This is a genomic window from Paenibacillus sp. TAF43_2, from assembly GCF_052113545.1.
In the GTDB taxonomy this organism is placed as follows: Bacteria; Bacillota; Bacilli; order Paenibacillales; family Paenibacillaceae; genus Pristimantibacillus.
In genome coordinates this window covers 1-14,177 of the sequence record NZ_JBFRDK010000159.1, presented here as the reverse complement: position 1 = coordinate 14,177, position 14,177 = coordinate 1, and the positions used below count along the sequence as shown (strand labels likewise).

General features: G+C 44.7%; 5 protein-coding genes. All 5 read left to right on the top strand.

Features of this window, described 5'->3' with window-relative positions; genetic code table 11:
* Window positions 1-200: 200 nt before the first annotated feature.
* Window positions 201-1,055 carry an ABC transporter permease gene (locus tag AB4Z17_RS25680; protein ID WP_076268055.1) on the top strand — a complete coding sequence of 285 codons (855 nt, stop codon included), beginning with the start codon at window positions 201-203 and terminating at the stop codon, window positions 1,053-1,055.
* Window positions 1,056-1,078: 23 nt separating this feature from the next.
* Complete coding sequence (locus AB4Z17_RS25675; RefSeq protein WP_441962930.1) at window positions 1,079-1,957, top strand: carbohydrate ABC transporter permease; 879 nt, start codon at window positions 1,079-1,081, stop codon at window positions 1,955-1,957.
* A gap of 127 nt (window positions 1,958-2,084) precedes the next feature.
* Window positions 2,085-3,818 carry an extracellular solute-binding protein gene (locus AB4Z17_RS25670; RefSeq protein ID WP_441962928.1) on the top strand — a complete coding sequence of 578 codons (1,734 nt, stop codon included), beginning with the start codon at window positions 2,085-2,087 and terminating at the stop codon, window positions 3,816-3,818.
* A 164-nt stretch (window positions 3,819-3,982) separates the two neighbouring features.
* Window positions 3,983-12,544 (top strand): carbohydrate binding domain-containing protein, encoded by an 8,562-nt coding sequence (locus AB4Z17_RS25665; RefSeq protein ID WP_441962926.1) that lies wholly within the window; start codon window positions 3,983-3,985, stop codon window positions 12,542-12,544.
* A 250-nt stretch (window positions 12,545-12,794) separates the two neighbouring features.
* The gene (gene glpX / locus AB4Z17_RS25660) at window positions 12,795-13,766 is read left to right on the top strand and encodes a class II fructose-bisphosphatase (RefSeq protein ID WP_441962924.1); all 972 of its coding nucleotides are present in this window, start codon (window positions 12,795-12,797) and stop codon (window positions 13,764-13,766) included.
* Window positions 13,767-14,177: the final 411 nt, after the last annotated feature.

Sequence of the window (14,177 nt, the reverse complement as noted above, 5' to 3'; positions counted from 1 at the left end):
GTGGTCTATAGAACAGGAGAGACTGCTGGTAAAATTAATCATACAGGAGAGATGAAAAAACTCAAATCAAATTTTGTTTGGAAAGGGGCAGAACAGTGGAAAGTGCGCTAAACAAACCGCTGCAGCAAGAAAAAAAACAAAGACAACAAAAGGATAAAAGAGCGAGAGAACTATTTAGCCGTACTTGGCCCTTGCATCTCATGCTGCTTCCGGCGGCTATTGTTACCTTTATATTTGCTTATGTACCAATGAGCGGGCTAATTATGGCCTTTCAGGATTTTAAACCTTATAACGGCATGTTTCATTCGAAGCTTGTTGGACTGGAGCACTTCCGCTTTATGTTTGAGTATCCAGACAGCAAACAGGTCATTTGGAACACGTTAATCATTTCGGGCTTAAAGATCGTTTTTGGCTTAATCGTGCCGTTCACGTTCGCGATTCTGCTTAATGAGGTTCGAAAAATGCTGTTTAAGCGAGTGGTACAAACTTTGGTGTACTTGCCGCATTTTATATCATGGGTAATTTTAGGTGCGATCCTTACTGACATGCTGGGCAGTAAAGGAATCGTGAATCAGACGCTCAACAGTCTCGGCATAGATTCCGTATTTTGGCTTGGCAACGGGGATTGGTTCCGTTTTACCGTTATCGTAAGCGATATTTGGCAAAACTTCGGTTTTAACACCATCGTGTTTCTTGCGGCACTGGCGGGTGTAAATCCTTCATTGTACGAAGCGGCTGAGGTGGATGGCGCCACGCGCTGGAAGCAGACGCTGCACATCACGGTTCCGTCGATGATTCCAATCGCGGTTGTCGTAGGCACGTTGTCCCTCGGCAATATTTTGAACGGGGGCTTCGATCAAATTTTCAATCTATACAATTCGCTTGTATACGATAAGGGAGACATTATCGATACGTTCGTCTATCGGACAGCGATATTGAATGGTCAATACAGCTTTGGAACAGCTGTTGGTTTGTTTAAATCTCTAATCGGTTTGATCATGATCGTCTTCTCTTACCGAATGGCATACAAATATGCAGGTTATCGAATTTTCTAGGAAAGAGAGGGGCGAGAAAAAGTATGTATCACAAAACAACAGGTTATAAAGCTTTTTCAGTATTTAACTATATTTTGCTCGCGATCATTTGTATTTCTTGTATTATTCCGCTCGTTCATATTTTAGCTGTAAGCTTAAGCGCCAGCTCGCCAGCCAACGCGAATCTGGTCAAGCTATGGCCGATCGGCTTCAACTTTGAAGCCTATTCCAAAACGCTGAATAACGATAATTTTCACAATGCTCTTTTTGTAGGTTTTAAGCGTACGGCACTCGGCACGCTCGTCGGCATGACTTTGATGATTCTAGCAGGTTATGCATTATCCAAAGATGGACGGACATTTAAGAGCCGTTCGGTCTATACGTGGTATTTTCTCTTTACGATGTTATTCAGTGGTGGTATTGTTCCTTCGTACATGCTTATTCGCAACTTGGATTTAATGAACTCGATTTGGGCGCTTATTCTGCCAGGGGCGATCAACGTATTTAATATGGTGCTTCTAATGAACTTTTTCCGGGCAGTACCGAAGGAGCTGGAGGAAGCTTCGCTCATGGATGGAGCAGGACAGTTCCGAACGCTTTGGAGTATATTTTTACCCATTTCAATGCCGGCTTTAGCTACGATTTCATTGTTTACCATGGTTACACATTGGAATTCATGGTTTGATGGATTGTTATATATTACAGATTATAGAAAATATCCATTAGCAACCTTCTTGCAAACGATTATTGTACAGCAGGATTTTAATAAAATAAATCCCGATGTCAACGAGCTTAAGCATATCTCGCAGCGTACCGTTAAATCCGCGCAAATCTTCATTGGTACATTGCCGATACTGCTTGTATACCCCTTTTTACAGCGATATTTCGTGAAAGGCATCATCATGGGGGCTGTCAAAGAATAGTGCAAGAAAAAGGCATCAATAACAAAATTATGGTCTTTCGGAGCTGTAAAGCGAGCTGTATATTGGTAACAAGCGATATTACAAATATCGTTAATAATAACAAAAATTAACTTACGGGGGTAAAGGCATGAAGAAGTGGCTTTCGGTCTTATTGGTACTATCATTTATGCTCGCAATCGCAGCTTGTTCTGGAAACAACACGAACAAGGGGACTAACAGTCCGGCAGCAACAAACAAAGCGAGCAACGAACCAGCCAAGGTTGAAGAAGGAAGCACTGAAGGCTTTGCGGATGGCAAGTATACGACACCAATTACGCTAACGACAGTATGGGGTCTTAACCAAAATGGTTCAATCTTCAAAGAAGGCGAGTCCATTGAGGATAATGTTCATACTCGTCTTATCAAAGAAAGACTTGGCATTGAAATTAAATACAACTGGGTTGTAACGAATACGAATGATGCATACAAAACAAAGCTTCGCCTTATGCTGTCATCAGGTGAGGAAATGCCGGATGTTGTCACTTACCGCGGAGATATGGAAACGGTTAATATGTTGATCGACTCAGGTCAATTTATGCCAGTAGGCGATTTGGTCGACAAATACGCGAATGATACTTACAAAGCAGGCCTTGATCTTGATCCAACCATCTGGCTGCCAATTAGCCGGGGCGCTGACAAAATGGCCTTGCCTATTCTTGATTATGCCTACAATGCAGATCATGTCATGTGGATTCGTGAGGATTGGCTGACAAAGCTTAACCTTAAAGCTCCAACAACGCTTGCAGAAATGGAAACGGTTATGGAAGCATTCGTTAAGAATGATCCAGACGGAGACAGCAAAGCGGATACAATTGGCCTTGCAACGGGCTTCAAAAATGGCTTCGCTAACTGGATGACTGATATCGGCTTCGTGTTTGGCGCTTATGGCACAATGCCTGGTCAATGGAATCAAGCAGCGGATGGATCTTTKGCGCATGGTTCGATCAATCCAGCAGCTAAAGATGCATTAACAAAATTAAAAGAATGGTTAGACAAAGGCTACATTTCACAAGATTCAGCATTGCTTGATGAATCAACAGGCTCGGAATTGTTTACTAAAGGCGAAGCGGGAATTATTTTTGGACCAAACTGGCTTCCAGCATGGCCTTTCCCAGATCTTCTGAACAACGTTCCTGGCGCAAAATATAAAGCGTATCCAATTCCTGCTGGTCCAGACGGCAAAATTGGCTCCGCAGGCGGCAACCCGCCAGCAAACGGTTATGTATTCGTAAACAAAAAAGCTAAAAATCCTGAAGCTATTTTGCACTACTATAACTGGTTCTTCGATAATATGGCTAACCCGCAGCCGGGCAGCGAGTTCGAGAAGGGCTTCGCAGAAGGTTATGATTATGCAACACTTCCAGACGGCTCTATTACTGCGGATATTGCAAAATACCCAGACCTATTCCCTGGTTTGAAGGATCAAACAGCACCACCGCTCTACTACACGCTCACTTTTGAAGGCGCTCGTATTCCTACTCTTTATGCAGAAACGCATGTTAAGCTTGCTGCTGGCGCAGAGCCGGTAACGCCATACGAGAAACAAGAGTTTAATACACGTCTAAAAGAGAATACAGATGCGATGAAAGTGGTTATGGACCAAAATTCGATCCGTATGAAAAACTACTACATGGGTCCTTTGACGGAAACGATGCAAAGCAAAAACGAGCTTCTGAACAAGCTGCTTAATGAAACGTTCAGCAAAATCGTATATGGGCAACAACCGGTAGATTCGTTCGACACGATGGTTGAAAACTGGAAAAAATCAGGCGGCGAACAAATTACAAAAGAAGTTAACGATTGGTACAACAGCGTAAAATAAGGAGTTATTTTCAACTGAGGCATCATGTAAAAGTTTAATAGATAGAGAAAACAGTCTGTCACGTTGCAGTTTATCATTTAGCTGTAAGGGGCAGGCTGTTTCCTTGAAAAGACAAGTAAGCGTTATCATTTTATTTCATAATCCGGAAAGGATGTAGGAGAAGCATGAATAAACGGTTTATCTCCATAATATTGGTGTTCATGATGCTCACAAGCAGCTTGCCGGCTGTCAGTGCGGCGACAGCTACAGATGGGAAGGGAACGGCGCATTGGGGCGAGAAAGTGCTGGAAAAATGGATTTCTAAGGGGATGCTTAGCGGATATCCGGATGGGAGCTTGCAGCCTGATCGTCAAGTAACGAGAGCTGAATTTACAAAGCTGGTCCATGCGATCTTTCAGTTTGAAGCTAAAGGCTCGAATACTTTTACAGATGTAGCCGCTGACGCATGGTACAGCAAGCAGGTTGCTGCTGCGTTGGAAGCTGGAGTGATTGCCGGTTACCCGGATGGCAGCTTTAAGCCTGACGCACCACTTACGAGGCAGGAGGCTGCGAAAATAACAGCCGAACTGTTTAAGCAGGCTAGGGCAGATGGGAATCAGCTATCTAGCTTTACGGATTATAATCAAGTACAAGCTTATGCAAAAGCACCGTTGGAGCAGCTGCTGGCAGGAGGATACATAACGGGTTATCCGGATCAAACCATTCGGCCGAAAAAACCGATTACTCGTGCAGAGGCCATCACATTGCTTGACCGAATTGCTGGTGAAATTATTAATGCAGCCGGCACCTATGAAAATTTGAAAATAGCCGGAAATGCTGTCGTAAATACAGCGGGAGTAAAGATCAACAAAACTGTTATCGATAAGGATTTGTTCTTAACGCAGGGAATTGGCGAAGGCGATGTCTTTTTAACGGATGTGGATGTGAAAGGAACGGTCTACATCAATGGGGGCGGAATCAACAGCATTCATTTTATAAATTCGAAGCTGAATAAGCTTATTGTGAATAAACCTGCTGGAAAAGTACGCGTCGTACTCACAGGCTCTTCGCAGGTGCAGCAGCTCATCGTGGAAACGGGATCTGATATTCAAATTGATGCTGGAGCAAGCAGTCAAATACTTACGATTTCGGATACAGCTGAAGGAACGACAATTCAGGTAAATGGTACTGTAAATCAAATAATTAATACAGGTTCAAGCACGACATTAAATGGAAATAGCTTAGGCAAAAGCAGTGATGTCACTGTTCAGAACGGAATTGTAAAAACAGGACAACTGACTGGCTCAGGTCAAAGCGGTGGTGGCGGTCAAACGACTCCGCAACCAACTCCAACAGCAGCACCGACAAACTCACCGACATCTTCGCCAACGACAGCGCCGTCGGCGACACCAACAACAACACCTGTGGATGAATGGAAGCTTGTATGGAATGATGAATTTGATGGAAGTGGCGACAACGTTGATACAAACGGCGTTAACCTCGACAAATGGGGTTATCAGTTAGGCACAGGCTCTCAATATGGTCTTGATGGCTGGGGGAACAATGAAGAACAGTATTATCGCTCCGAAAATATTAAAGTAGCGGATGGGAAATTAACGATCACCGCTGACGATGATGGTTTTGGCGGCAAGAAATATACATCAGGCAGACTCTATACGGAGCCTACCTTCAATAAAACGTATGGAAAATTTGAAGCTCGCATGAAGCTGCCGGTAGGCAACGGCATTTGGCCTGCCTTCTGGATGATGCCGAAGGATAGCGAGTATGGGGTTTGGGCTTCATCTGGAGAACTCGATATTATGGAAGCGCGCGGCCGCTTACCGAACAAAGTCGGCGGAGCCATTCATTACGGTAAAAACTGGCCGGCAAACAAGTCAAAAAGTGCAGATTACATTTTTGGAGAAGAAACGGATATTACTGACTATCACACTTACGGTGTAGAGTGGGAGCCTGGTGAAATTCGCTGGTATGTTGACGGACAATTATTCCAGAAGCTTAATAATTGGGATAGCTGGGGAGCAGATCAACCAACGAAATATGCTTTTCCTGCTCCGTTTGATAAGCCGTTTTACATGATTTTGAACTTGGCTGTTGGCGGTAATTTTGACGGTGGGATAACACCCGACCCATCACTCCTGCCAGTGAAAATGGAAGTCGACTATGTTCGTGTCTATGAACTAACTGGCAGGCCGTATAAGACGCCTGTAGAGCCTAGCGTCGACTCAGAGCCATATCCAGATCAATATAAGGAACCGATTGCAGGCAATTTTGTATACGATAATAGCTACAGCAAGCCATTCACAACAATTGCTGAGGCGAATCAAGCTTTAGATACGAATTATTGGAATTTTGTGCATGTAAGCACATTCCAAGGCAACGGCTCGATTTCTGTTGAAGCTTTAAATGGTGTAAATTATGCCAAAGCGGATATTACGAGCAGCGGGAATGCCATACATGCGGTTCAACTCATTCAGAATGTAACGCTTGGTAAAGGCAGATGGTATAAGCTCACTTTTGACGCCAAATCGAATGCAAATCGAAATGCGACAGTCAAATTTGGCGGCGGGGAAACACGCGGCTGGACGACGTACTCCGATATTATGGATGTAAAGCTGACAAATAATATCCAATCTTATGAAATGATATTTCAAATGGGAGCCGAGACGGATACGCTGGCTAGACTCGAATTCAACCTTGGACTAAGCACGAATCCGGTCTGGATCGGCAATGTGAAGGTTGAAGAAACCGCCTCCCCAGATCCGTTTCATGATAACGACCCTAAAGAGCCGTTGAACGGCAATCATGTGTATAACGGCAGCTTCGACCTAGGTCGAATCGATCGTCTGACTTATTGGAATTTCAATAAGGCTGGAGGCAACGCTGCAGCATCGGTGAATGCTGACACTAGAGAACTTAAAATATCGAATCTTGATGGCGAAACAGAGCCGAAGTCGATCTCGCTTACGCAGTCGGGTATCAATCTACTGAAAGAAAACGATTATAAGGTAACATTTAATACTAGAGCAGCTACTGCACGCACCATTCAGATTGGTGTGTACAAATCAGATGGTACGGCTTATGCCGCTCCAGAGACGATCTCGCTTACCTCCGAGATGAAGGAGTATACATTTCAGTTTGCGATGGAGCAGTTCAACGATATTAATGGACAGCTGGTATTTTTATTAGGCGGCCATCAAGCTGACATTTATTTAGACGATATTAAGATGATTCGATTGACTAACAACAACACGGGCGAATTGGCGCTGGCAGATCAATTTCCAGTGAAAAATGGCGACTTCTCGAGTGGCAAGGTGAGTTGGAGCGAGCATGTGCAAGGACGTTATGACGGATGGGGCTCAAGCGCGGACTTTAACGCTCAGAATGAAGAGATGAAGATTGCGATTGCGAGCGAAGGTGTTAATCCTTGGGACGTCATGCTGATGCAAAATAATATTAATCTATTTAAAGGCAAAACGTACACGGTGACGTTAGATGCAAGTTCATCCAAAAACCGTGAAATGGAAATTGTTATTGAAGCAGGCAGCACGCGTTATTTGTCCAAAAAGGTGCAATTAACGCAGACGAAACAAACGTTCAGCTATGAGCTGCTTGTTCAGAGCGACATTACGCCGACGTTTAAGCTGCTGCTAGGTAAACTGGACGGTGCAGCTGTCATAGGCGAGCATGATGTATTTGTTGACAACATACATGTGGAGCAGCAGGATGCTCGAAGTAAAGCCTTCTTGATCAAAAATGGATATTTTGATGCAGGAATGCAGGATTGGAGCACGCATATTCAGGGCATTTATGATGGCCCCTCGAGAGCAGCAGTTACAGATGACAATGGTGCGGTGAAAGTCGCGATAGCGAATGCTGGCTTGAATGCGTGGGATATTGTTTTGCAGCAGGGCTCATTGGCGCTAGTTAAAGGCAAAACGTATGTCGTTACCTTTTTGGCCAGAGCAACTTCGCCGCGAACCATTGAAGCAGTTGTTGAGAACAGCGCTTATAATCGTTTCTTAAATGAAAAGGTTCAGCTTGATACGGTTACTAAAATGTACAGCTACGAGTTCACTATGGCAAAGGATGACAACGCAACCTTTAAACTGCTTTTTGGAGTGCAGCCTGATGCTCCTTCTACGGCACATGACGTATTTATCGACAATGTGCATCTTGAACTGAAAGGAGCTAAGGAAGCAGCAGGCGAGAAGGCTCGCAGCTCAAATAATATTATGCTGCTGCTTCCTCCCGTGCTTTCAAAAGATGTATCCGATAATGAAATGGGTCAAAATATCGACATTACCTTTAATGATAATGAGGCTTGGAGAAATGCGATAACTGATGTATTTGTCGATGAATCGAAGCTTCCTAAAGAAGCGTATCAGCTTGCCTCAGGAAAGTTAACAATCGATAAGACCCAATTCAGTGCAGTTAAATCATACACGATCACGATTAGGTCAACTGGTTATGAGCTTGCTCAAGTGATCCAAAGTATTCAAGAGAAAAATATATGGAGTCTCGTATGGAATGATGAGTTTGACAGCGTAGGAGATAATCTGGATACAAACGGTGTCGATCTTGACAAGTGGGCGTATCAGCTTGGCAACGGCAGTGAGTATGGCGTAGGCGATTGGGGCAATAACGAGCTGCAATTTTATAAGAAAGAAAATATAAAGATCGAGAATGGCCAAATGATTATCGAAGCCAAAAAAGAGAATTTTGGCGGTAAACAATATACGTCAGGCCGGCTTTGGACCAGTCCAACCTTCAGCAAAGCTTATGGCAAATTCGAAGCGCGGATTAAGCTCCCTGCGGGTCAAGGCTTATGGCCGGCGTTTTGGATGATGCCGAAGGACAGTGAATACGGAGGATGGGCTTCCTCAGGTGAAATTGACATTATGGAAGCTAGAGGACGGGTGCCAGGCGAAGTTGACGGTACTATTCATTTTGGCAAAAATGCTCCAAATAACAAAATTACCGGTGCGCAGTATGAATTTCCGCAAGGTGAGGACATCACGGGTTACCATACTTATTCTTTAGAGTGGGAACCAGGTGAGCTGCGCTGGTATGTGGATGGGAATTTGTTTCAAACGCTTAATGATTGGAATAGCTGGGGAGCAGATCAACCCGAAAAATATGCTTTTCCAGCACCATTTGATAAGGAGTTTTACATTATTCTCAATCTAGCTGTAGGAGGCAATTATGACGGCGGGTTGAAGCCCGATCCTTCCTTGTTGTCAGCTCAGATGGAGATTGACTATGTGCGTGCTTATGAGCTTACTGGCAGACCTTACAAGGTGCCTGTTGAACCGATGCTTGTAAAGGATACGTTCCCGCAAAACGGCAAAGCAGCTGTAGATGGCAATTTCATTTATGATCCTGCCTATACTCATGGCGTTAAGAACATCACAGTAGAAAATCCGGTAATAGATATGAATTACTGGAATTTCCTTCATGGAGCTGAATTTGGCGGAGCGGGTGAGGTTTCGGTTGATCAGTTAGACGGGTCGCCATTTGCCAAAGTAGACATTTCGAATGGCGGTAATGTGCCATATTCCTTGCAGCTTGTCCAGTATGTGACGCTTGTTAAAGGTCAGGCCTACAAAATTAGCTTTGATGCAAAGGCTTCAGCGCCGCGCAGCATGAGCTTGAAGTTTGGCGGCGATGCGAACAGCGGCTGGGGAATTTATTCCGACAACTTTGAAGCATCCTTGAAGGATCAGGTCGGTCATTATGAGTATCGCTTCCTCATGACAGACAAAACAAATGCTGCTGCAAGGTTGGAATTCAATTTAGGTCAAAACGTAAATGATGTGTGGATCGGAAATGTTTATTTAGAGGAAATCGATGAGTTAATTGAACCAGGCGCTGCAAAAGCTCCACTGAATAACGGCAATCACATTTATAATGGAGGTTTTGATCTAGGGACGATGGATCGTTTGCTCTATTGGAATACAAAAACAACGGATTCGGCTGCTGCTGACATCAGTGTAGATCCAGTATTGCGCAGGTTAAACGTTAATATTTCAGATGGTGGTACTAATGCTTCGTCTATAAAACTAACCCAACAGGGCATTAATCTGCTGCAAAAGGATTCGTATGAGCTGACCTTTGATGCAGAAGCTTCGACTAGTCGGACCATTACCGTGCAGCTTAAGAGCAAAGACGGATCAACGATTTATTCAGGTCCACATGCGATTCAGCTAGATCCATCGAATAGTTCGCATAAGCTCTCATTTACGATGCCACCTAACGTAACAGACGAGGAAGCGCAGCTTGAGTTTTTGTTAGGCGGCAGCAACGCTGGGGTTCAGTTGGATAACATTAAGCTTATTCGCACAACAAATTTGAATGTTGATTTTACAGGCGTCGATTTGTTTCCGCTTAAGAATGGAGATTTCTCCAATGGGCTAAGCGGCTGGGAGCCGTTTACGCAAGGAGGTACAGCAGCATTCACGGAATCGAATGGAGCTGCAAAAATAGCGGTAACAAACGTAGGAGGGGAAGCCTGGAACGTAATGTTTAACCAGTCGAACCTTAAGCTTTCCAAGGGGATGACGTATGTGCTCTCTTTTGATGCGAGTTCGACGGTAGCACGGGACATCGAAGCGGCTCTCGAAAATGCTGGTTATACAAGGCGTTTTTATACGGGACCTTTGATGCTGACACCTTCGATGCAGCATTTTGAATTTACATTTAAGATGATGGCCGATGATAATGTTGCGCTTAAGTTTTTACTTGGCAAAACTCCAAAAAGTGCAGCTGCTCCGCACGAAATTTTCTTTGATAATGTTGTGCTTGAGGTGAAGGATGCGCCAATGCTGCGCCCGCCAACCTTAATACCAGACAAAACGGATAACCTAGTAGGGAGCGCGGTAGAAATCCGTTTTGTAGATAACGAAGCGTGGAGAACGGCGATTAGTGCAATTGAAGTGAATGGAGCTGTACTTGCTGGTGCTAAGTATACGCTTCAGCCTGGCAGCATTATAATTGATCAATCTGTTTTTGCAAGCGATCAATTATATACGATTAATGTCAAATCGACGGGCTTTGCGGATACAAGTGTTAATCAATTAATGCTTGCAGCAGATGGAAACCTTGTACTAAACGGTGGAATGACGAATGGGTCAGCTAACTGGGTGCATTGGTTTGGTGATGGGGGAGATTCGAAATATACACCTAAAGATGGTGTTGCCCAAATCGACATCTATTACCATGGGGGCATGCACCCAGAATGGAATGTTCCTGTAGGCTGGTCCACACAGTTTAACCAAAGCGGAATCAAGCTAGAGGCAGGCAAATCCTATGAGCTTTCCTTTAACGCATGGTCATCGGTTAATCGTCCGATAGCAGTGGAGCTTGGTGGATACAACAACACTGAAAGCGTACATTTTAATCTTACTGGAGATTCGGCTGCTGTTTATAAGAAAAGTTTGCGGCCTAATAGCAACGTGGATATGACTCTTAAGTTTTTGCTTGGCAACGTCGTAAATGGTGCTTTTGTTACGCCTGATGGTGAACATACGATTTACATTGATAATGTCGCTATTCGTGAAGTGGCAGCACCACCGGTATTAGTGGCCGATTCGACTGAAAACAAAGTCGGACAGACAATTGAGCTGACATTTGCAGACTCCCCTGCTTGGCGTGCCGCAATTACACAGCTTACGATTGACGGTGCTGCTGTCCAGAGCAGCAGCTACACGGTTGAGGCAGGTGAAATCAAGCTTAATGAAGATTTATTTACAAGTGTCAAAACGTATCTCATCACCATTGCCGCAGCTGGATACGGCATCAGCGAGGTGCAGCAGCAGGTGAAGACGGCTGCCGCAAACATTGCTCTTCATAAAGCTGCTTCTGCATCGTCAGGCAATCAACCAGCAGCTAATGCTGTAGATGGAGCGGGCAATACGAGATGGGAGTCGGAGTCAACGGATCCTCAGTGGATTTCTATTGATTTAGGCGCAGTCTATAAGCTGGAAAGTGCTGTTCTGAGCTGGGAGGGAGCATATGGAAAAGCTTATAAGCTGCAAGTATCCTCGGCGGCAGCGCCTGGAGAAAGCGACTGGACGGATGTATTTACAGAAGCCGCAGGGAATGGCGGTCTCGATAACATTACATTAAACGGGCAAGAAGCAAGGCATATTCGAATGGTTGGATCTGCTAGGGGCACCAATTACGGTTATTCCCTGTGGGAGTTTGAAGTGTACGGCACATGGGTAAGCGGCGGCGAAGGAGGAGGAAACGGAAGCAATCCGGATCCTGGAACCACTCCAAATCCAGAGCTAGTGAACTTAGCGCTTAACAAGCACGCTGTTGCATCAAGCTTTAATGCCGTCTTTCCTGCTCATTTGCTAACAGATGGCGATAAGGGTACACGATGGGAAGCAAAATGGAGTGACAATAATACAGCTCCTTATCATGCAGAATGGCTTTGTATTGATTTGGAAAAAGTTCATTCCATTAATAAAATCATTTTGACTTGGGAAGCTGCGTATGGAAAAGCGATCGATATTCAAGTTGCTGCAGCAGGAAGCGACTTATCGGCAGCAAGCACAGATTGGAAGACGGTACATTCCTTGAACCGAGAATTGAGAACGGAAGACTTTGTTGAAACGATCACCCTTGCAAGCAGTGCGGAGGCTAGATATGTACGTATTTTAGTAACAGAAAAAGGTCTTCCTCCATATGGTCCATCACTTTTTGAGATTGAGGTTTATGAATAACTGTTTTATTTAGAGTGATAAAGAGAGCGTGCTTTTACAGGGAATCCTGTGAAGTATGCTCTTTTGTCTTTTTGACATACGATGGTTGCTCTTAAGGCGAAATTTTGTTTATTAATGATGTTTTAATGAAGAATGGTAAATATATATTGCGACATAAATAAATATATGTTACATATTAAATAACGGAAATGGCCTCAACATGTGTTCTAATTATTTATTCCGTCATATGAAAGCAAAGGGAGACTGGATCATGGAGAGAGAATTAGCATTAGAGCTTGTACGGGTAACGGAACTGGCTGCGCTCGCATCGGCGCCTTGGATGGGAAGAGGCGATAAGAATAGTGCTGATGGAGCAGCAACATCTGCGATGCGCTCCATGTTTGATTCAGTGTCCATACGCGGTACTGTCGTCATAGGCGAAGGGGAAATGGATGAAGCGCCGATGTTGTACATTGGGGAGGAAGTAGGAAGCTTGAACGGCCCCGAGGTTGACGTAGCGGTTGATCCGCTGGAAGGTACGGAAATCGTAGCCAAAGGACTTAACAATGCAATGTCCGTGCTTGCAGTCGCAGGAAAAGGCCAGCTTTTGCATGCTCCTGATATGTACATGGAGAAGCTCGCTTTCGGTCCTGCTCTTGTTGGCAAGCTGTCGATAACTGATCCGATGGATGCAACGCTCCGTAAAGCGGCTGACGCTTTAAACAAGAAGGTTTCGGATTTAACGGTTATGATTTTGGACAGGACGCGCCATGAAGCGATCGTCAAGGTGCTGCGCCGAGTGGGTGTGCGCATAAAATTTTTGTCGGATGGTGACGTTGCAGGCGCGATGGCCCCAGCATTTCCGGAGGCAGGCATTGATTTGTATGTTGGTTCGGGAGGTGCGCCGGAGGGTGTTTTAGCTGCGGCAGCACTAAAATGTTTAGGCGGTGAGCTGCAAGCAAGGCTGATGCCGGCGGATAGCAATGAGTACAACCGCTGTGTTCAAATGGGTATTGCAGATCCTTATCGTGTACTCACTATGGAGGATATGATAGGGACGGGAGATGTTTATTTTGCAGCAACCGGCGTAACGCCAGGCGAGTTTTTGGGCGGAGTTCAGTATTTTCCTGACGAGAGGGCTGAAACGCATTCCATCGTCATGCGCGCTAAGACCAAAACGATCCGTTTCGTACGTGCTATGCACTATTTGCCGAATAAAACATTTTTAAAAAATGATAAATAACCAGGAATGGTGTGGTCGGCCGCTGGCCGACCACTATAGAAATAACATTCTAATAATCCAATGAGCAGAAAGAATATAATTCAGCTGATTGGGAATTAACGGACATCAGATCCGTTATTTGCATGAAATCCCCGTTTTTAAAGAGCTAACGGACATACAGTCTCTTATTTGGTCTCAAAAGCCATGATTATGCTTCAATTTGCATAAATAGCGTATCTGATGTCCGATAGAATTGTATTTGAGCTATATTTATCATAATAGCGGAACCTATGTCCGTTAGAGCTGAGTGGGCGAGCTTAACCTGTCAAACTTGGTCTAACCCCGTCAACCCCGTCAACCCCGTCAACCCCGTCAACCCCGTCAACCCCGTCAACCCCGTCAACCCCGTCAACCCCGTCAACCCCGTCAACC

Excerpts from the sequence above, each read along its gene's own strand:
- glpX (WP_441962924.1), top strand. The coding sequence starts at position 12,795 with ATGGAGAGAGAATTAGCATTAGAGCTTGTACGGGTAACGGAACTGGCT.
- AB4Z17_RS25675 (WP_441962930.1), top strand. The coding sequence starts at position 1,079 with ATGTATCACAAAACAACAGGTTATAAAGCTTTTTCAGTATTTAACTAT.
- AB4Z17_RS25680 (WP_076268055.1), top strand. The coding sequence starts at position 201 with ATGCTGCTTCCGGCGGCTATTGTTACCTTTATATTTGCTTATGTACCA.
- AB4Z17_RS25665 (WP_441962926.1), top strand. The coding sequence starts at position 3,983 with ATGAATAAACGGTTTATCTCCATAATATTGGTGTTCATGATGCTCACA.